Origin of the sequence: Paraburkholderia pallida, from assembly GCF_004524855.1 — a bacterium.
Taxonomy (GTDB): Bacteria; Pseudomonadota; Gammaproteobacteria; order Burkholderiales; family Burkholderiaceae; genus Paraburkholderia; species Paraburkholderia oxyphila.
In genome coordinates this window covers 191,261-211,362 of record NZ_CP038148.1, presented here as the reverse complement: position 1 = coordinate 211,362, position 20,102 = coordinate 191,261, and the positions used below count along the sequence as shown (strand labels likewise).

The following is a 20,102-nucleotide window of genomic DNA, read 5'->3' as shown; positions in this document are numbered from 1 at the left end:
TGCCTGACATCGTCCGCGCACCATTTTTTCGTTTGTAAAATTTACCGGTTTTCCCCTTGTGCGCGGTCAAGCCCCATGTGCCGTCGCGGGTGCGAGATTGCTTCCAGGGGCCATTAGCGATACCCTTACATCTTTCATGGTCGTCGAACGCGTGATCCGAGAGGCAGGAATCCGTAGATGCTACGTATAGGACTGCCTGATGATACGGCCACGAAAGACGCTGGCGCACTGGCCGGTTCGGCAGATGCAAGTCATTGTTTTCGTGGGGATTCTGGGAAGCGTTCGAGCGGTATCCGTCGTTTGGCACTGGCTGCGTCAGGCGTTTTTCTGGCGGCAGTGCTCGTGTGCTCGCAAGGCGCCGCAGCACGGTCTCAGGCGCCGGACGATGCCGGAGCGTCACCTGGCACCGTGAGCGTGGGCGAGTTGCCGCGCGAAGCGGTCAACACGCTCAGTTTGATTGGCGCGGGCGGGCCTTATCCGTTTGAGAAGGACGGCGTCGTGTTCGGCAATTACGAGCGTCAGTTGCCGCGGCATCGGCGTGGCTACTACCACGAATACACCGTCCCGACGCCACGTGCGCACAACCGCGGCGCGCGTCGCATTGTCTGCGGCGGTCCGCTCAGGCAGACGGACAACTGCTATTACACCGACGACCACTACGCAAGTTTTAGGCGAATTGTTGAATGACACCGGGAAAAGCGGCATGAGCGATAACACTTACGCGCACGACCCGCGGGTCGCGAGCGATCTGTTCGCGTCCGGCGAGGGCAACCTGTTCCAGCGCGTCATGCAGATGCAACACGACGACCAGCAGCGCGAAGCCGCGCGCAGGGGCGAGGCGAATCCATCGAACGAGGAGGCCATGGACCTGTTCGCGACCGTCAGGCCGAATATCGTCCAGTCGATCCGCGCGTTCCGCGTGCAGGATCTCGCCGACGAGGCGCAGCGGCTGCAGCAGCATTTCCTCTACGCGTTTTGCGCCAATGCGCAGACCAAGCAGGAAGTGCTCGAAACCATTGCCACATCGTTTCTGTTTCCGAAGCATTTCGGCAAGAACTACGATGGTTTGTACGACTGCCTGACCGATCTGGTGCAAAAGGCCGGCGAGCAGCCGGGCTTCGTGATCGTGCTGGAAGGCCTGCCGATCGCGCAGAAGTTCGACAAGGATGGGCGCGAGACGCTGCTCGACGTGTTCCGCGAAGCTTCGGAGTACTGGGCCGAGCGCAAGGTGCCGTTCCGGGTCTTTTATTCGTTCGCCTGAGCGGTGCGTGGCGCGGCGCCGCTAGAAGCGTCGGCCGCCGTCATTTGCCATTCGAATGCCGTCGCATTCTTGCGACAAAAAAACGCAGGCCCGCCGCATGATGACATGCCGCGGGCCTTGTCATTTTTACCCGTTCTTACCAGCCGCCCCAGCGTGCGGCGAGTGCCGCGAGCACGGCGATGCCTGCCGTTTCGGTGCGCAGGATGCGCGGCCCGAGCCCGACGGCGATGAAGCCGTGATCGAGCGCTGCCGCCTCTTCTGGCGATGAAAAACCGCCTTCCGGACCCACGAGCACGGTGATCTCGCCTTGCGGCGGGTTGTGAGGCAAGGTCGCGAACGACACGTTCGCGCGCGGCGAAAGCAGCACGCGCAACTCGCCTTCGCCGGGCGTTTTGGGCAGCGAGCCGAGCCAGGTGCCGATCTCGCGGGTGGCGGCGACTTCGGGCATGCGGTTGCGTCCACACTGCTCGCACGACGCCTGCACGATGCGCTGCCAGTGAAACTGCCGGCGCACGGCGCGCTCGCCTACGAGCCGCACGACGCTGCGCGAGGTCGTGAGCGGCACGAAGTTCGTCGCGCCGAGCTCGACCGCCTTTTCGATCAGCCAGTCCATCTTGTCGCTGCCGGCGATGCCTTGCGCGAGCGTGAGCCGGTAGGGCGGCTCGGTTTCGACGTCGCGGAACGGGCCGACGCGCACCTGGGTGTCGCGGCGTTCCATGGCGATGATTTCGGCGCTGAATTCACCCCCCATGCCGTTGAAGAGCACGATGGTGTCGCCGGGCTGCAGGCGCAACACCTGAACGTGTCGCGTCACATCGTCGGGGAGAGTGAAGACGTCGCCGGATTGCAAGGAGTTTCCGACGAAAAAACGGGGCATAAGACAAGTTCTCATTGCTTCATGACAGATGGCGAGCAAGCGCCCAGCGGTAGCCGTCGAGATCTTCGACCTGAGCAAAACGGTCACCCCAGAACTGGTCCTGCGGCTCGCTCAACGATTTCGCGCCAGCGTCCAGCGCTCGCGCGTACACCGCGTCGACATTGTCGACGTAGAGGTAAAAAGATTGGGGGGCGATCGCGTCCGAGCTCTTCGGCGTGCGCGCCGTCGAACCGAATGCGCCCTCCGGCGCGAACATCACGATCAGCTGATCGTGATACGTCATTTCCACGTGCATCACCGCACCGTCGTCCTCCACGCAATCGCGCACCGCAAAACCGAATGCCGCCCGAAAAAATTCGATGGTGGCGCGCGCGTCGCGCACCGCCAGGTACGGCGTTAGCCACGGCACGCCTGCGGGGCGGGGTGGGGTCATCGAATATCTCCAGGTTCGGGTTTCGGGCGAAGTGGATTGCTGGAGGTTGTCCGGGTTGGCTGGCACGCAAAATAATGTAACGAACCCAACGATTCTCCAACGTTGCGTTTCCTAAAGCTGTAGGAATTGGCCTAGTTTATCTCGGGCCCACTGAGGCGCCGCCAAGCGTGACGCATGCGGCGTGCATCGTACAAGCCCGGCCCCGTCAGCCGTGGCGCTGTTGCACGCGCATCGGAAAAACCGTACGGCGTATCAGTGACGGGATGAAAGCGGCGCTCTGCGGTCACGGCGGTGTCGAGCCTCGGTGGCGGACTGACCCGGGGTTGCGGTGCGTTGCGCGCGCTCACGCGCCGGATGGTCACAAGCCGGCCAACGGCAGCCGGCGCCAAGTAAGGAATCGAGCTTAAACGGGCCCGATCGCGCTAAAAATAAGGGTAATAGCGGCATTATACGGGCAGGCGCGCGGGCCGCCGCTGTGCGCCGCGCTCAGGCGAAAGTTCAGGCGAGCGTCCATTCGGTGCCTGGCCGCGCGCGGGGCGCGGTGAGGCACAACTGGGGTCCGATACATGCCGGATTTCAGCTCCGCTCTGGTCCCGGCCAGGTCCTACAGCCAGGGAAAGTCCTCACGATCTGTTAGAATATTGCCCTTTGCAGCCCTGTCCGTTTGCTCTGGCCGTTTGCGTCTTCCTGGCGCCGCATCGCGCGCCGCAGCGAACGTTTTTGCCGAGCTTCCGGAACCGTACGCTGCTGCGCGCCCGCTGCTGAACGCAGCCGCCGCCCAAGCCGCTTTTTGCACTCGTTTCCCCGGACTCGACATGACGACCTCGTCCTCCCCCGCTACCACCCAGTTGATGGCCAACGCGATCCGCGCGCTGTCCATGGACGCCGTTCAGCAAGCGAACTCCGGCCACCCCGGCATGCCGATGGGCATGGCCGAGATCGCCGTCGCGCTGTGGTCGCGTCATCTGCGCCATAACCCGACGAACCCGCACTGGAGCGACCGCGACCGTTTCGTGCTGTCGAACGGCCATGGCTCGATGCTGCTGTATTCGCTGCTGCATCTGACCGGCTATGACCTGCCGATGGCGGAGCTGAAGAACTTCCGTCAACTGCACTCGAAGACGCCGGGGCACCCCGAGTACGGCATCACGCCGGGCGTCGAGACGACCACGGGCCCGCTCGGCCAGGGTCTGGCGAACGCGGTCGGCATGGCGCTGGCCGAGGCGCTGCTCGCGGCCGAGTTCAACAAGGCCGACGCGAAGATCGTCGATCACCACACCTATGTCTTCCTCGGCGACGGCTGCCTGATGGAAGGCATCTCGCACGAAGCCTGCTCGTTCGCCGGCACGCTCAAGCTGAACAAGCTGATCGCCTTCTACGACGACAACGGCATCTCGATCGATGGCGACGTGGTCAACTGGTTCCACGACAACACGCCGGAACGCTTCGAAGCCTATGGCTGGAACGTGATCCCGCACGTGGACGGCCACGACGTGGATGCTGTCGACGCGGCCATCCAGAAGGCGAAGGCCTCGGACAAGCCCACGCTGATCTGCTGCAAGACGATCATCGGCAAGGGTGCGCCCACCAAGCAGGGCGGTCACGACGTGCACGGCGCGGCGCTCGGCGCCGATGAAATCGCGAAGTGGCGCGCAGCGGCTGGCTGGACGTGGGAGCCGTTCACGCTGCCGCAGGAAGTCTACGCAGACTGGGACGCGAAGGCTGCCGGTGCGAAGTTCGAAGCCGCATGGAACGAATCGTTTGCAGCGTACCAGTCGAAGTACCCGACTGAAGCCGCCGAATTCGAGCGCCGCATGGCCGGCAAGCTGCCTGCCGACTGGGCGCAGAAGGCTGCCCAGATCATCGCCGGCGCCGATTCGCGCAAGGAAACGGTCGCTACGCGCAAGGCCTCGCAACAGGCCATCGAAGGGCTCGCAGCGGTGCTGCCCGAGCTGCTCGGCGGCTCGGCCGACCTGACCGGCTCGAACCTCACCAACTGGAAGGCCTCGAAGCCCGTGCGCGCGGCCAAGGAAGGCGAGACCGGCATCCAGTGGGGCAACCACATCAACTACGGCGTGCGCGAGTTCGGCATGAGCGCGGCGCTCAACGGCATCACGCTGCACGGCGGCTACAAGGCGTTCGGCGGCACCTTCCTGACGTTCTCGGACTACAGCCGCAACGCGCTGCGCGTGGCCGCGCTGATGAAGTGCCCGTCGATCTTCGTGTTCACGCACGACTCGATCGGCCTCGGCGAAGACGGCCCGACGCACCAGTCGATCGAGCAGGTCGCCAGCCTGCGCCTGATCCCGAACATGACGCTCTGGCGCCCGGCCGACACCGTCGAAACCGCGGTGGCCTGGACCGAGTCGATTGCCCATCATGGCCCGTCGTCGCTGGTGTTCAGCCGTCAGAACCTGCAGTTCAACGAGCGCACGGATGCCCAGATCGCCAACATCGCGAAGGGCGGCTACGTGCTCAAAGACTGGAACGACGACATCCCGAGCCGCAAGATCATCCTGATCGCGACGGGCTCGGAAGTCGAACTGGCGATGAAGGCCGTCGAGGCACTGCAGCGCGAAGGCATCGGCGCTCGCGTGGTGTCCATGCCGTCCACGAACGTGTTCGACAAGCAGGACGCCGAATACAAGGAGCGCGTGCTGCCCAAGGGCGTGCGCCGCGTGGCGATCGAAGCGGGCGTGACCGACTTCTGGCGCAAGTACGTGGGCCTCGAAGGCGGCGTGGTCGGCATCGACACGTTCGGTGAATCGGCTCCGGCTGGCGTGCTGTTCAAGCACTTCGGCTTCACGGTCGATCACGTCGTCGCGACGGCCAAGGCCGCGCTCGACAACTAAGCATGCTCATGGGCCCGCCTTGCGCGGGCCTGTTGTTTTTGGAATTCGCTTTTGAATTTCGTTGTGCGCGCGCCGCCATCCCGCCCCAGCGAGGCGGGCGCGCCAACCGCATCGGTATCCGGATTTTTCAGCCCTCAGGAGATAAACCATGACCATTCGCGTCGCTATCAACGGCTACGGCCGCATCGGCCGTAACACGCTTCGCGCGTTCTACGAGAACGGCAAGAAGCACGACATCCAGATCGTTGCGATCAACGACCTGGGTGACGCGAAGACCAACGCGCATCTGACGCAATACGACACGGCACACGGCAAGTTCCCGGGCGAAGTCTCGGTGGACGGCGACTACCTCGTCGTGAACGGCGACCGTATCCGCGTGCTGGCCAACCGCAACCCGGCTGAACTGCCGTGGGGCGAGCTGGGCGTCGACATCGTGTTCGAATGCACGGGCTTCTTCACGACCAAGGAAAAGGCCAGCGCCCACCTGAAGGGCGGCGCGAAGAAGGTGATCATCTCGGCGCCGGGCGGCAAGGACGTCGACGCAACGATCGTCTACGGCGTGAACCACAACGTCCTGAAGGCTACGGACACGGTCATCTCGAACGCATCGTGCACGACCAACTGCCTGGCACCGCTCGTCAAGCCGCTGAACGACAAGATCGGCCTCGAAACCGGCCTGATGACGACGATCCACGCGTACACGAACGACCAGGTCCTGACCGACGTGTACCACGAAGACCTGCGCCGCGCGCGCTCGGCCACGCAAAGCCAGATCCCGACGAAGACGGGCGCTGCTTCGGCCGTCGGCCTCGTGCTGCCGGAACTGAACGGCAAGCTGGACGGCTACGCGATTCGCGTCCCGACCATCAACGTGTCGATCGTCGACCTGTCGTTCATCGCCAAGCGCGACACGACCGTCGAAGAAGTCAACGCGATCATGAAGGAAGCTTCGGAAGGCGCGCTCAAGGGCATCCTCGGCTACAACGAAGCACCGCTGGTCTCGGTCGACTTCAACCACAACCCGGCATCGTCGACGTTCGACGCCACGCTCACGAAGGTCTCGGGCCGTCTCGTGAAGGTGTCGAGCTGGTACGACAACGAGTGGGGCTTCTCGAACCGCATGCTGGACACGGCTGTGGCTTTCGCGAACGCGAAGTAAGCACGCTGGTTTTGAGGTTGTGCACCGCCGGGCCTCGCGGCCCGGCGCATGCCACTCGAGCCACGAAGAAACCGCCCTACGGGGCGGTTTTTTTTCGACCTTATTTTGCGGTGACGATGTCCGGTGCCTGCGCGAGGGAGGGAACCGGCGGCGTCGGGAAATAGACGCCCGCGCGCTGCGCGGCGCTGGCGATATGCGCTTCGATGGCCGCGCCCGCCGCCGCGCTGTCGCGCGCCTTGAGCGCCACCACGATCAGGCCGTGCTCGCGGTGCGTGGAGAGCACGAGCTCGCGCCGGTAGAACGGCATGCGCTGGCTCTCTTTCATGATGTCGGCGCTGCTGCGCAGGATCGATTCGATCGCCGCATTGCCGGCGAGACTCACGATGCGCATATGGAATTCGAAGTCCAGTTGCGCGGCCTCGTCGAGCTCGTCACAGGCGAGCGCCTCGTGCAGCGTGTCCGTGTTGTGCTCGAGCCAGGCGACGTCGGCGTCGCCGATCGCGAGCGCCGCCATGCGCGCGGCGAAGCCTTCGAGCGCATAGCGCATCTGGTAGGTGTCAGGCAGCGACGATTGATCGGCGAAACGCCACGGATGGACGCTCGTGGCCTGCGCGCTCGTCACGTAGACGCCTTTGCCCGCGCGGATCGACAGCATGCCGAGTGCTTCGAGCGTCGAGAGCGCCTCGCGCAGCGAAGCGCGGCTGATCGCCAGTTCCTCGGAGAGTTGCCGCTGCGCGGGCAGCAGGCTGCCGACCGGGTACAGGCCACCTTCGATCCGCGCACGGATCGTGGCGACAGCGGCATCGGTGACGGTATGCGGAACGTTCTTCATCGGATGGCGCAGGGCGCTCGCTTGGTCTGACCTGTATTGTAGTCCCGCCCGGCGCACCTGCATGGTGCGCCGCATCAAAGGCCTTCTGGCGTTGCGCACCCCGTCCCGCGCGGGCTTGTGAACTGGTCTGACCGCACAAGGGTAAACACCGCACGCGCCAACCTTGACTCTACTATATCGGCTTCCTACTATTGGCCATAACAGTACTGGTCTGACCAGTCAGAACAGTTACTCGATTCCCTCGCTCGTAGGAGACAGTCGTGACGAAGTTCTTCAATTCGCTGTTTGGCCGCGTAGTGATTGCCCTCGTGCTGGGCATCGTAGTCGGTGCGGTGTTTCCCCATTTCGCCCAGTCTTTGCGGCCGCTCGGCGACGGCTTTCTCAAGCTCATCAAGATGGTGATCGGTCCGATCGTGTTCTGCGTGGTCGTGAGCGGCATGGCGCACGCGGGCGACCTGAAGAAGGTCGGGCGCGTCGGCTTGAAGTCGGTGGTCTACTTCGAGGCGATGACGACCGTCGCGCTCGTGATCGGCGCCGTGCTCGCGTATCTCACGCGTCCGGGCGCCGGCATGAACGTGGACTTGCGTTCGCTCGACGCGGCCTCGCTCGCGACCTACACGGAGCACGCGAAGAGCCTGAAGGACACCGCCGGCTTCCTGCTCAAGATCATTCCCGACACCGCGTTCGACGCGTTCGCGAAGGGTGACATCCTGCAGATCCTCGTGTTCTCGGTGCTGTTCGGCAGTGCGCTCTCGCTGCTCGGCCCGAAGGCGCAGCGCGTGAACGTCATCATCGACGAGCTCTCGCAAGTGTTCTTCCGCGTGATGGGCTTCATCATCAAGCTCGCGCCGCTTGGCGTGCTCGGCGCGATCGCGTTCACGACCGGAACCTACGGCGTGGCCTCGCTCAAGCAACTCGGTTTCCTCGTGATCGTGTTCTACGCGAGCTGTTTCGTGTTCGTCGCGGTCGTGCTCGGCATCGTGATGCGCCTTTGCGGCTTCAGCGTCTTCAAGCTGATCCGCTATCTGCGTGAAGAACTCTCGATCGTGCTCGGCACCGCGTCGTCCGACGCCGTGCTGCCGCAGATCATGCGCAAGCTCGAATGGATGGGCGTGAAGGACTCCACCGTGGGTCTCGTGATCCCGACCGGCTATTCGTTCAACCTCGACGGCTTCTCGATCTACCTCACGCTCGCCGTGATCTTCATCGCGCAGGCCACCAATACGCCGCTCTCGCTGCACGACCTGATCGTGGTGGTGCTGGTGTCGCTCATCACGTCCAAGGGCGCGCACGGCATTCCCGGCTCGGCCATCGTGATTCTCGCCGCCACGCTCTCCGCGATTCCCGCGATCCCCGTGCTCGGCCTCGTGCTGATCCTGCCGGTGGACTGGTTCGTCGGCATCGCCCGCGCGCTCACGAACCTGATCGGCAACTGCGTCGCCACGGTGGTGGTCGCTGTGTGGGAGCGTGACATCGACAAGGCGCGTGCAAAGCGCGTGCTGAACCTCGAGCCGGGCTACCTGTACGTGCCCGCCGGCGAAGGCGACGCAGACGCGCAAGCCAACGACCCGGCGCTCGGCGGCAAGCCCTTGCACGCGCTCTGAATCCGGCGCGCAGCCCGTATGGCATTGCCGGTGCTGGCGTACCGGCGTGGGCGTACCGGCGCGGGCGGTGCTCGACGAGCTACGCGGCGCTGCCGCTTTCCTTCGATGAAATGAACGACATCATCATGTCCCTACCCATTCTGGATCCCGATCAAGGAGCACGCATGCGAACCCTGCCGATGGAACCTTTGACGCGCGAGGCCTTCGCGCCATTCGGCGACGTGATCGAGCTCGATGGCGCGCGCCATTTTCCGATCAACGGCGGCACGACCGAGCGCTTTCACGATCTGGCGTCGATCGACGTGACGCAGGCGGGTGGCCGGGCCATCGTCAGCGTGTTTCGCGCCCAGCCGCGCGCATGGCCCGTTGAAATCGCGATGATGGAGCGTCATCCGCTCGGCAGCCAGGCGTTCGTGCCGCTCGGCGACGTGCGCTATGCGGTGGTCGTCGCGCCCGCGGGCGAACTCGATCCGACACAACTGCGCGCGTTCTGGGTCGATTGCGGGCAAGGCGTCAATTATGCGAAGGGTGTCTGGCACCATCCGCTGCTGGCGTTCGACCGCGTGAGCGACTTTCTCGTGATCGACCGGGGCGGCCAGCAGCCCAATTGTGACGAACTCGCGCTGGACGAGACCTGGCGGCTCGTGCACGCGAGCGAGCCCGTCGCGCTCGCTTGAGGTCGGATGCGGCCACGGCGTAACCCTCGCGGCGAGGCTTGACGGCGCACGAACCGGGCGCCGCTAGCCCGCCCGTTTCTCAAAGCTGGCGAGCCAAACGAAAAAAAACGCCACGGCAGAGTTGCCGTGGCGTTTTTTCGTTTGCGCGCGCCGGGGATCGCCCGCCGCGCGCCCGCCCGCTGCCCGCTCAGTGCTTGCGGTGCGGGCAATTTTCCTTGGTGCACGCGCCGTACAGCGCGAGTGCGTGCTCCTGCAGCTTGAAGCCACGTTCGTTAGCAATTGACTGCTGGCGCTTTTCGATTTCGGGGTCGAAGAATTCTTCGACGAGGCCGCAATCGAGACAGACGAGATGGTCGTGGTGGCTGCCTTCGTTGAGCTCGAAGACGGCCTTGCCGGATTCGAAGTTGCTGCGGGTGAGCAGGCCCGCCTGCTCGAACTGCGTGAGCACCCGGTAAACCGTGGCGAGGCCGATGTCGAGCTCCTCGTTCAGCAGGTTGCGATACACGTCTTCGGCGGTGAGGTGACGCACGGGGCTATGCTGAAAAATCTCCAGGATCTTCAGGCGAGGCAGGGTCGCCTTGAGGCCGATGTTCTTGAGATCGGTTGGATTGGTCATGACTATAAGTCCCTGGAGTACAATGCTGGGTTCTTATGTTAATGGGTTTTTGCCGTTCCGGGCAGTTTCGGCGGAACTCGATCGAACGTCTACAGAATACGCGCGGCTTCGCGACAAGCCCGCACGGTGAGGGAAATGATTCCAGAATTCACAACGATCGGCCGCCGCCTGAGCGGCCGCCGCGTAGCGTGCACCCTGCTGGCTGCGGCCGCGTTCGCGACGCTCGCCGGCTGCGGCACTTACGACAGCCTGACGCAGCGCATTGCGCAGAGCATCACGCCGTACCGCATCACCATCGTGCAGGGCAACTTCGTCTCGAAGGAAGCCGCGGCGCAGATGCACGTGGGCATGTCCCGCGACGAAGTCAGGAAATTGCTCGGTACGCCGCTCCTGACCGACATGTTCCACGCGAACCGCTGGGACTATGTCTTCTACTTCAAGCGCGGCTCGACCGCCGTGGTCCAGCAGCGTGACTTCATCGTGATGTTCGAAGGCGACCGCGTGGCAAGCTGGTCGGGCGGTGAAGACCTGCCGTCGAATCTCGAATTGCTCGCCGAAATCGATGGCGATAAATCGGGCAAGAAGAGCCCGGCCGTCGCGGCCGCGCCGGCTTCGGGTGCCTCGGCGCCTGAAGGCACGCAAGCCTCGGCCGCGGGGCCGACTGTCGGCGACACGGCCCGCTCGCCGTCTTCGGAGCTCGGCACCGCCACTTCGCAGTTGCCGCTCGACGCGAACGCGCAGGCCGCCGCCGCCGCGAACCGCGCCACGGAAGCCGTGCAGACACCCTCGGGCCTGACGCCGTCGGTGCGCGCGGGCACGCCAACCTCGTCGGCGCTGCCGCCGGGCGTGGGCACGATGCCGTCGCAGATCCAGCTGCACCGTCAGCCGCCGCCGCAGATCCAGGGCATCCCGCAGTCCAACCCGGTCGGCCCGGCTCCGGGCGCGCAGGGCACCGGCGACACCGAAACGAATCCGCTGCCGCCGGCGCAGAATGCGCCGCTCACCGCGCCGCCGCAAACGCCGTCCCAGGCGCCGGCGAGCCCGAATGCGGCGTCGGGCGGCTGATCGCGCTGACGCAAGAGACGTCCGCGGGTTTGTCCGCGCCTTGGCCAGTGCATTTGCCTGACTTCAGGCAGGTAGGCCGCGCGTAATACATACAGGGCCTGGCGCCGTGCGCCAGGCATTTCATCGGCGGCTTCGGGCCGCCGCGTTTTTTGGCAGTGCCCTTCAGCGTCGGCCCGGCGGCCGTCCGGTCGTCGACCGGATCTTGCTGGCGGGACTGCCGGACTCACGCTTTCAGGAAGAGCCATGAAAATCGCAATCGCTGGGGCATCGGGCCGCATGGGCCGCATGCTTATCGAAACCGTCCTGAACTCCCCCGACATCACGCTCTCGGGCGCACTCGCACGCAAGGGCGAAGCTGTCATCGGTCAGGACGCGGGTGCGTTCCTCGGCAAGGAAACCGGCGTGCTCATCACCGACGATATCGAGCAGGTTTTCGCGCAAAGCGACTGCCTGATCGACTTCACGCGCCCCGAGGGCACGCTCGTGCATCTGGAAGCCGCGCAGCGCCACGGTGTGAAGATGGTGATCGGCACGACGGGCTTCGACGCGCAGCAAAAGGCGCAGCTTGGCGCCGCTGCGCAGAAGATCGGCGTCGTGTTCGCGGCCAACATGAGCGTGGGCGTAAACGTCACACTCAAGCTGCTCGAATACGCGGCGCGCTTTTTCGAGACCGGCTACGACATCGAGATCATCGAGGCGCACCATCGCCATAAGGTCGACGCGCCGTCGGGCACCGCGCTGGCGATGGGCGAGGCCGTGGCGCACGCGCTCGGCCGCAATCTCGAAGAATGCGCCGTGTATGGTCGTGAAGGCGTGACCGGCGAGCGCGATCCGTCGACGATCGGTTTCTCGGCGATCCGCGGCGGCGATATCGTGGGCGACCATACCGTGCTGTTCGCGGGGATCGGCGAGCGCATCGAGATCACGCACAAGTCGTCGAGCCGCCTGTCCTACGCGCAGGGCAGCATGCGCGCCGCGCGCTTTCTGCAAGACAAGGCCACGGGCCTGTACGATATGCAGGACGTGCTCGGCTTGCGCTGAGCGCCACTTCCTTGCCCGGCAGCCCGTGTGTGCCGCACCGGGCCTGCGCCGCAGGCGCGCGTGAGGCTTTCGAGCCGGACCGCGCAGCAGATGCCGGGCGCGAGGTCACGGAACAGAGGGCAGGGGACAGACCGTAGGCGACAGAACGTAAGCGACACGAGGCAGGCGAGGTTCAATGGCAGCGAGTACCGGAGTCATCCATTATTTGCAGACGAGCGACGCCGTCACGCACGCCGTGGCGTGGGTGTTGCTGGCCATGTCGATCGCGAGCTGGTGCTTCCTGCTGGTGAAGACATGGGTGCTCGTGCGGGCCAAGCGTCAGGGGCCTCGCGCGATCGCGCAGTTCTGGCAAGCGCATTCGCTGGCCGATGGTGTGAGCGCGATGCGCGTGCTCGACCGCGAGCGCGTGTTCCTGCCACTCGCCGAGGCGGCGCTCGCATGCGCCGAGGCCGACGCGCCGGGCGCGCTGCTCGCGCGCGTGGACCGGGGCGAGCGCGTGTTGCGGGCGCTGCGCGGTGCGCTGCAGGCGTCGCAGCGGCGGCTCGAATTCGGGCAGGTGCTGCTCGCTTCCGTTGGCAGCACGGCGCCGTTCGTCGGGCTGCTCGGCACGGTCTGGGGCATCTATCACGCCCTCGGCAGCATCGCGTCGAGCGGCCAGGCGATGATCGAGAACGTGGCCGGGCCGGTGGGCGAGGCGCTCATCATGACGGCGTTCGGCCTCGTGGTGGCGATTCCCGCGGTGCTCGCCTACAACGTGCTTGGCCGTCTCGTGCGCCAGCTCGGCGACGATCTCGACGGCTTCGCGCACGATCTGCATGCTTACGCCTGCGCGCCCGAGGGTGCGCCGCCGCGCCGCGAAGGTGCACAGGGCGCGCCGCGCGAAGACGTGCGCGCCGGGTCGTATTGACCTGCGCAGCGGCACGCACTGACTGACCGGCAACTCGCGAGGAACGACGCACATGGCATTCGGCGGACTCGAGAAGAAGCGCGATTCGGCGCCGATGGCCGATATCAACATGACGCCGCTCATCGACGTCATGCTCGTGCTGCTCGTCATCTTCATCATTACCGCGCCGCTCTTCACGCACGCCATCCGGCTCGACTTGCCGCAAGTCGCAGCCGAGCCCGTGCAGCAGACGCCGCAGACTGTCACGCTTTCGATCGATGCCGCGGGCAAGCTCTACTGGAATGCGCAGCCCATCTCGCTCGACGAGTTGCGCGCGCGCTTCACCGCCGCGGGCAAGGCGCCCGAGGCGCAGCAGCCCGAGCTGCAATTGCGCGCCGCGCGCGAGACGCGCTACGAAGTCATCGCCCAGGTCATGGGTGCCGCGCAGCAGGCGGGACTCGCGCGCATCGGCTTCGTGACCGAGCCGCCGCCGCCAGGCCAGCATTGACCTGGCGACTGCCGGCGTGGGTCGCGCCGGCGGTGGCCTGCGCCGCTCATCCCGGCCGGCCCTTCTCGCCAGTCGCTCCAGCCGGCCGCCCAATCCCGCCACACGAAACGGCAGCGGAGAGTGCGGCCAACTCAACGGTATAATCACCGTTTCCCTGTAAAAAAGCGGGGCTGCCGAAGCTGGCGCAGCCAGTGAGCGTCGTGCCCGGGCTCGTGCCCGAGCCGCGCACGACCGGCCCGGCAGCGCCCTGACTGGCTGAACCCAGGCTGTATCAGGCCCAATCCGCCCGAATCCGCGTTCCCCATCCACACCATGCTCGAAAAATACGTTCCCTCCGACGTCGAATCCGCCGCGCAAGGCGAATGGCGCGCGTCCGACGCTTACCGGACGGCCGAAAAGGCCGACAAGCCCAAGTTCTACTGCGTCTCGATGCTGCCGTACCCGTCGGGCAAGCTGCACATGGGCCACGTGCGGAACTACACGATCAACGACGTGATGTACCGCTATCTGCGCATGAACGGCTACAACACGTTGATGCCGATGGGCTGGGACGCGTTCGGCATGCCCGCCGAGAACGCCGCGATGGCCAACGGCGTGCCGCCGGCCAAGTGGACCTACGACAACATCGAGTACATGAAGGGCCAGATGCAGTCGATGGGTCTCGCGATCGACTGGTCGCGCGAGCTCGCCACCTGCAAGCCCGACTACTACAAGTGGAACCAGTGGTTCTTCCTGAAGATGCTCGAGAAGGGCATTGCGTACAAGAAGACCGGCACGGTGAACTGGGACCCGGTCGATCAGACCGTGCTCGCCAACGAGCAGGTGATCGACGGACGCGGCTGGCGCTCGGGCGCGCTGGTGGAAAAGCGCGAAATCCCGATGTACTACCTGCGCATCACGCAGTACGCCGATGAGTTGCTGGGCGACCTCGACGGCCTCGGCTGGCCCGAGCGCGTCAAGATCATGCAGCAGAACTGGATCGGCAAGAGCTTCGGCGTGAACTTCGGCTTCCCGTACGAGCTCGACGGCGAAAAGAAGCTGCTGCGCGTCTTCACCACGCGCGCCGACACCATCATGGGCGTGACCTTCTGCGCGGTCGCGGCCGAGCATCCGCTTGCCACGCGTCTCGCGCAGGACAAGCCGGAGCTGCTGCCGTTCATCGACGAATGCAAGCGCGGCGGCGTGGCCGAGGCCGACGTCGCAACGATGGAGAAGAAGGGCGTCGACACGGGCTTCACGGTCACGCATCCGATCACGGGCGAGCAAGTGCCGGTGTGGATCGGCAATTACGTGCTGATGAGCTATGGCGAAGGCGCGGTGATGGGCGTGCCGGGCCACGACGAGCGCGATTTCGCGTTCGCGAAAAAGTACGATCTGCCGATCAAGCAGGTGATCGCGGCCGAAGGCGAGACCTACTCGCTCGACGCCTGGCAGGAGTGGTACGGCGACAAGGAACGCGCGGTCTGCATCAACAGCGGAAAGTTCGACGGCTTGAACTACACGGCGGCCGTCGATGCGGTCGCGGCGGACCTCAAGGCGCATGGTTACGGCGACAAGCAGGTCACGTGGCGTCTGCGCGACTGGGGCATCTCGCGCCAGCGCTACTGGGGCACGCCGATCCCCATCATCCACTGCCCGAGCTGCGGCGACGTGCCGGTGCCCGAGCAGGATCTGCCGGTCGTGCTGCCCGAAGACCTCGTGCCGGACGGCACGGGCAACCCGCTCGCGAAGTCCGAGGCGTTCCTGAACTGCAAGTGTCCGACGTGCGGCGCCGACGCAAAGCGCGAAACCGACACCATGGACACCTTCGTCGACTCGTCGTGGTACTTCTACCGCTACGCGGCACCCAACGCTGCGACCATGGTCGACGAGCGCACCGACTACTGGATGCCGATGGACCAGTACATCGGCGGCATCGAGCATGCGATCCTGCACCTGCTGTATTCGCGCTTCTGGGCGAAGGTCTCGCGCGACCTCGGCCTCGTGAAGTTCGGCGAGCCGGCGAAAAACCTGCTCACGCAGGGCATGGTGCTCAACGAGACGTTCTACCGCGAAGACGCCGCGGGCAAGAAGACCTGGTACAACCCGGCCGACGTGACCGTCACGCACGACGACAAGGGCCGCCCGGTCGGCGCGACGCTCAATAGCGACGGCCAGAGCGTGGTGCTGGGCGGCATCGAGAAGATGTCGAAGTCGAAGAACAACGGCGTCGACCCGCAGGTGCTGATCGACCAGTACGGCGCCGATACCGCGCGTCTGTTCACGATGTTCGCCGCGCCCCCCGAGCAGCAGCTCGAATGGTCGGGCGCGGGCGTGGAGGGCGCGAGCCGCTTCCTGCGCCGCGTCTGGTCGTTCGGCTACGCGAACGCCGAGGCGATCAAGTCGCGCGCGTCGTTCGACGCCGCCGCGCTTGCCGAGGTCGAAAAGACGCTGCGCCGTGAGGTCTACGGCGTGCTCAAGCAGGCCGACTTCGACTACCAGCGTCTGCAGTACAACACCGTCGTGTCGGCGGCGATGAAGATGCTCAACGCGATCGAAGCCGCCAAGGGCGCCGGCGCGGGCGTGCAGCGCGAGACCTTCGGTGTGCTGCTGCGCGTGCTGTATCCGGTCGTGCCGCACCTTACGTTCGAGCTCTGGAAGGCGCTCGGCTATGCCGACGAATACGGCACGCTGCTCGACGCGCCCTGGCCCAAGGTCGACGAAAAGGCGCTCGAGCAGGCCGAAATCGAGCTCGTGCTGCAGGTGAACGGCAAGGTGCGCGGCGCCGTGACGGTCGCCAGGGATGCGGGCAAGGACGCGATCGAAGCGGCCGCGCTCGCCCACGAGATGTTCGCGAAGTTCGCCGAAGGGCGCGCGCCGAAGAAGATCATCGTCGTGCCGGGCCGTCTCGTGAACGTCGTGGTCTGACATGACGTGCTGGCACATCACGTGCTGGCGGTGGCGCGCGATCGACGCATCGCGCGCCACCGCTGTTTTGAACCAGGGAGTCCAGGTGATTCGCAGATCGTTCCTGTTACTGGCGGGCAGCGCGCTGATGCTTTCGGCGTGCGGGTTCCAGCTGCGTGGCGAGCAGAACTACGCGTTCAAGCGCCTCGCTGTCGTTGGCGCCTCGGCGCCCGTGTCGGCGCGTCTTACTCGCATGATCGAAGGCGGTAGCGATTCGGTCGTGGTCGACTCGGCGGCCAATGCCGACGCGGTGCTGCGCGTGAATGAGTCGCGCAGCTTCAGCACGCTCACGCTGAATTCGCTCGGCGTGGTCGAGGAATATCAGGTCAACTATTCGCTGAACTACACGCTCACGGCGCCGGACGGCTCACCGCTGATCCAGTCGAGTTCGATCGCGCTCAATCGCGCGATGACCTATAGCGACCAGTACTCGACCGCGAAGGTGTCCGAATCCGATCTGCTTTTCGCCGACATGCAGAACGACGCCGTCGACCAGCTCACGCGCCGTCTCGCAGTCCTGAAGACGCTGCATCCCACGCCGGCCCAGGTCGTGCCGGGCGTCGCGCCCCGTGCGCCGCTGCCGCCGCCGCCGCTGTGATGCGCCTATCGTCCTTCTTCTAAAGCGCTCTTCATGCAACTGCGACTGGACGCACTCGAGCAGCACCTCGCGAAAGCGATGGCGGGTTTGTACGTCGTCTACGGCGACGAGCATCTGCTCGCCCAGGAAGCGTGCGACCGCATCCGCGCGAGCGCGCGCGCGGCGGGCTTCACTGACCGCTCGGTGTTCACGGTCGAGCGCGGCTTCGACTGGAGCGCGCTGATTGGCGCGAGCCAGTCGATGTCGCTGTTCGGCGATCGCCAGCTGGTGGAGCTGCGCATCCCGTCGGGCAAGCCCGGCAAGGAAGGCGCGGACGCGCTCAAGACGCTTGCCGCATCGGCAAAATCGGCTGCGAATCCCGACGTGCTCACGCTCATTACGCTACCGCGCCTCGATGCGGCCACGCAAAAGTCCGCGTGGTTCACGGCGTTGGCGGACAGTGGCGTGGCGATCAAGATCGACCCGGTCGAGCGCGCGGCGTTGCCGAACTGGATCGGGCAGCGTCTGGCCCAGCAGGGCCAGCGCGTCGCGCCCGGCGAGGACGGGCGGCGCGCGCTGCAATTCGTCGCGGAGCGGGTGGAAGGCAACCTGCTCGCGGCACATCAGGAAATCCAGAAGCTCGGGCTGCTCTATCCCGAAGGCGTGCTGAGCTTCGAGCAGATTCACGACGCCGTGCTCAACGTCGCGCGCTACGACGTCTTCAAGCTCAACGAAGCGATGCTCACCGGCGACGCCGGGCGGCTCGCGCGCATGCTCGACGGGCTGCAGGGCGAAGGCGAGGCTTCGGTGCTGGTGCTGTGGGCGGTCGTCGAAGAGGTCCGCACGCTGCTGCGCATCAAGCGTGGTGTGGCGGCGGGCAAGCCGCTCGCGATGCTGCTGCGCGAGAACCGCGTCTGGGGGCCGCGCGAGCGGCTCATCGGGCCGGCGCTCTCGCGCCTGACCGAAGCGACGCTCGAGCGCGGGCTCGCGCTCGCGGCGCGCCTCGACCGCCAGGTGAAGGGGCTTTCGGGGCAATCGCGCGCAGACTGGCGCAATGCGCTACCGCCCGATGCCTGGGACGGCCTGTTCGAACTGGCGATGACGGTTGCCGCGCCGCGCGACGCCGGCGCGCCGGCGCGTTCGGCTGGAGCCGCGCGCGGCGCCGCCGCTTCGGGGCGCGCACAACCAGGCGGCGCGGCCACCAGCCCAGCCGCCGCGGCCGCGGCAGCGGCTGCCGCCGCCCGACCGCGCACCGCAGGGCCGGGACGCAGGCCAGGCTAGTTGTGCTGGCCGGGCCCATGCTCCGGCACCTGCTACCGGCATTGCCAGAGGGCGCGGCGTGTCGCTTGCGTCCGTGTGGCGCGACTCGCGCGCGGCGTCCGGCGTCAGGGTGCTCCCAGCAAAGCCGGCCCGCTAGCCTTAAAATCGACCTAACCTGAACCGCGCAGCCCCACACCGCATTGGCCGGGCGCGCCGCATCACGACAGAAACCATGGATATCGACCAGTACATGACCGACCTCGGCCGCCGCGCCCGCAAGGCTTCGCGCGCGATGGCCCGAGCCTCGACGGCCGCAAAGAACGCTGCGCTCGAAGCGGTTGCGCAGGCGATCGAGCGCGAGACACAGCAACTGAAGGACGCCAACGCCCGCGACCTCGCACGCGCGAAGGAGAAGGGCCACGACGCGGCGTTCATCGACCGCCTCACGCTCTCGGACAAGGCGCTCAAGACCATGGTGGAAGGCCTGCGCCAGGTGGCGGCGCTGCCCGACCCGATCGGCGAGATCAGCAACCTCAAGTTCCGCCCGAGCGGCATCCAGGTCGGCCAGATGCGCGTGCCGCTGGGCGTGATCGGCATCATCTACGAATCGCGTCCGAACGTGACCATCGACGCTGCGGCGCTGTGCCTGAAATCGGGCAACGCCACCATCCTGCGCGGCGGCTCCGAGGCGCTCGAGTGCAACACCGCGCTCGCGAAGCTGATCGGCGAGGGCCTCGCGGCGGCGGGCCTGCCGCATGACGCGGTGCAGGTGGTGGAAACCGCCGACCGCGCGGCGGTGGGCAAGCTCATCACCATGACGGAATTCGTCGACGTGATCGTGCCGCGCGGCGGCAAGAGCCTGATCGAGCGCCTGATGGCCGAAGCGCGTGTGCCGATGATCAAGCACCTCGACGGCATCTGCCACGTCTACGTGGACGACCGCGCCGATCTCGCGAAGACGCTCACCGTCTGCGACAACGCCAAGACGCACCGCTACGGCACCTGCAACACGATGGAGACGCTGCTCGTCGCGCGCGGCATCGCGCACGAAGTGCTGCCGCCGCTTGGCCGCCTCTATCGCGACAAGGACGTGGAGCTGCGCGTGGACGCGGCCGCGCGCGCGATTCTCGCCGATGCGAACATCGGCCCGCTCGTGGACGCCACCGAAGAGGACTGGCGCACCGAGTACCTCGCGCCGGTGCTGGCGGTCAAGATCGTCGACAACCTCGATCAGGCCGTCGAACACATCAACCATTACGGCTCGCATCACACCGATGCCATCGTCACAGAAGACCACGACCGCGCGATGCGCTTCTTGCGCGAAGTGGATTCGGCAAGCGTGATGGTGAACGCCTCGACGCGTTTTGCCGACGGCTTCGAGTTCGGCCTTGGCGCGGAGATCGGCATCTCCAACGACAAGCTGCACGCGCGCGGCCCGGTTGGTCTGGAAGGGCTGACCTCGCTCAAATACGTCGTGCTGGGTCACGGCGAAGGGCGCCAGTAAGCGG

Annotated in this window: 18 protein-coding genes; 14 read left to right on the top strand and 4 right to left on the bottom strand. The window is 65.8% G+C overall.

All coding sequences use genetic code 11. From position 1 onward, the window contains the following. Positions 1–291 precede the first annotated feature (291 nt). Together E1956_RS00870 and E1956_RS00865 are read left to right on the top strand one after the other, a co-directional pair. Positions 292–687, top strand: a complete 396-nt coding sequence (locus E1956_RS00870; RefSeq protein ID WP_134750233.1) for a guanyl-specific ribonuclease — start codon at positions 292–294, stop codon at positions 685–687. A gap of 16 nt (positions 688–703) precedes the next feature. Continuing rightward, positions 704–1,261, top strand: a complete 558-nt coding sequence (locus E1956_RS00865) for a barstar family protein (RefSeq protein WP_134746592.1) — start codon at positions 704–706, stop codon at positions 1,259–1,261. A gap of 136 nt (positions 1,262–1,397) precedes the next feature. Here the strand turns inward: E1956_RS00865 and E1956_RS00860 are convergent, their stop codons facing one another. Further along, the gene (locus tag E1956_RS00860) at positions 1,398–2,138 is read right to left on the bottom strand and encodes a 16S rRNA (uracil(1498)-N(3))-methyltransferase (protein WP_134746590.1); all 741 of its coding nucleotides are present in this window, start codon (positions 2,136–2,138) and stop codon (positions 1,398–1,400) included. A gap of 19 nt (positions 2,139–2,157) precedes the next feature. Then, positions 2,158–2,571: a VOC family protein gene (locus tag E1956_RS00855; RefSeq protein ID WP_134746588.1), complete on the bottom strand. Its 414-nt coding sequence runs from the start codon at positions 2,569–2,571 to the stop codon at positions 2,158–2,160. An 815-nt stretch (positions 2,572–3,386) separates the two neighbouring features. Between E1956_RS00855 and tkt the strand changes: the two genes are divergently transcribed. Together tkt and gap are read left to right on the top strand one after the other, a co-directional pair. After that, entirely contained in the window at positions 3,387–5,423 is a 2,037-nt protein-coding gene (gene tkt, locus E1956_RS00850; protein ID WP_134746586.1) for a transketolase, read from the top strand. Positions 5,424–5,571: 148 nt separating this feature from the next. After that, the gene (gene gap, locus E1956_RS00845; RefSeq protein ID WP_028216208.1) at positions 5,572–6,582 is read left to right on the top strand and encodes a type I glyceraldehyde-3-phosphate dehydrogenase; all 1,011 of its coding nucleotides are present in this window, start codon (positions 5,572–5,574) and stop codon (positions 6,580–6,582) included. Between the two features lie 100 nt (positions 6,583–6,682). Here gap and E1956_RS00840 read toward each other — a convergent pair whose 3' ends face one another. After that, positions 6,683–7,414, bottom strand: a complete 732-nt coding sequence (locus tag E1956_RS00840; protein WP_134746584.1) for a FadR/GntR family transcriptional regulator — start codon at positions 7,412–7,414, stop codon at positions 6,683–6,685. Positions 7,415–7,674: 260 nt separating this feature from the next. Here E1956_RS00840 and E1956_RS00835 point away from each other — a divergent pair, with 260 nt between their 5' ends. Both E1956_RS00835 and E1956_RS00830 read left to right on the top strand, forming a co-directional pair. Next, positions 7,675–9,018: a C4-dicarboxylate transporter DctA gene (locus E1956_RS00835; RefSeq protein WP_134746582.1), complete on the top strand. Its 1,344-nt coding sequence runs from the start codon at positions 7,675–7,677 to the stop codon at positions 9,016–9,018. A 164-nt stretch (positions 9,019–9,182) separates the two neighbouring features. Continuing rightward, the gene (locus tag E1956_RS00830; RefSeq protein ID WP_134746580.1) at positions 9,183–9,695 is read left to right on the top strand and encodes an ureidoglycolate lyase; all 513 of its coding nucleotides are present in this window, start codon (positions 9,183–9,185) and stop codon (positions 9,693–9,695) included. Positions 9,696–9,882: 187 nt separating this feature from the next. Here the strand turns inward: E1956_RS00830 and fur are convergent, their stop codons facing one another. Next, complete coding sequence (gene fur, locus E1956_RS00825) at positions 9,883–10,311, bottom strand: ferric iron uptake transcriptional regulator (protein ID WP_028216204.1); 429 nt, start codon at positions 10,309–10,311, stop codon at positions 9,883–9,885. A gap of 135 nt (positions 10,312–10,446) precedes the next feature. Here fur and E1956_RS00820 point away from each other — a divergent pair, with 135 nt between their 5' ends. From E1956_RS00820 to E1956_RS00785, 8 genes are all read left to right on the top strand, one after another. Then, the gene (locus tag E1956_RS00820) at positions 10,447–11,376 is read left to right on the top strand and encodes an outer membrane protein assembly factor BamE domain-containing protein (protein ID WP_134746578.1); all 930 of its coding nucleotides are present in this window, start codon (positions 10,447–10,449) and stop codon (positions 11,374–11,376) included. A gap of 243 nt (positions 11,377–11,619) precedes the next feature. Next, positions 11,620–12,417 carry a 4-hydroxy-tetrahydrodipicolinate reductase gene (dapB, locus tag E1956_RS00815; RefSeq protein WP_134746576.1) on the top strand — a complete coding sequence of 266 codons (798 nt, stop codon included), beginning with the start codon at positions 11,620–11,622 and terminating at the stop codon, positions 12,415–12,417. Between the two features lie 175 nt (positions 12,418–12,592). After that, complete coding sequence (locus E1956_RS00810) at positions 12,593–13,324, top strand: MotA/TolQ/ExbB proton channel family protein (RefSeq protein WP_134746574.1); 732 nt, start codon at positions 12,593–12,595, stop codon at positions 13,322–13,324. 52 nt (positions 13,325–13,376) lie between these two features. Continuing rightward, positions 13,377–13,811: an ExbD/TolR family protein gene (locus E1956_RS00805; RefSeq protein ID WP_133196208.1), complete on the top strand. Its 435-nt coding sequence runs from the start codon at positions 13,377–13,379 to the stop codon at positions 13,809–13,811. A gap of 312 nt (positions 13,812–14,123) precedes the next feature. Further along, a complete protein-coding gene (gene leuS, locus E1956_RS00800; protein WP_134746572.1) occupies positions 14,124–16,718 on the top strand; it encodes a leucine--tRNA ligase in 2,595 nt (864 codons plus the stop codon). A gap of 85 nt (positions 16,719–16,803) precedes the next feature. Next, positions 16,804–17,355: an LPS-assembly lipoprotein LptE gene (locus E1956_RS00795; RefSeq protein ID WP_134746570.1), complete on the top strand. Its 552-nt coding sequence runs from the start codon at positions 16,804–16,806 to the stop codon at positions 17,353–17,355. 33 nt (positions 17,356–17,388) lie between these two features. Continuing rightward, positions 17,389–18,615, top strand: a complete 1,227-nt coding sequence (holA, locus tag E1956_RS00790) for a DNA polymerase III subunit delta (RefSeq protein ID WP_134746568.1) — start codon at positions 17,389–17,391, stop codon at positions 18,613–18,615. 211 nt (positions 18,616–18,826) lie between these two features. Next, on the top strand, positions 18,827–20,098 hold the full coding sequence (locus tag E1956_RS00785) for a glutamate-5-semialdehyde dehydrogenase (RefSeq protein WP_134746566.1): 1,272 nt from the start codon (positions 18,827–18,829) through the stop codon (positions 20,096–20,098). Positions 20,099–20,102: the final 4 nt, after the last annotated feature.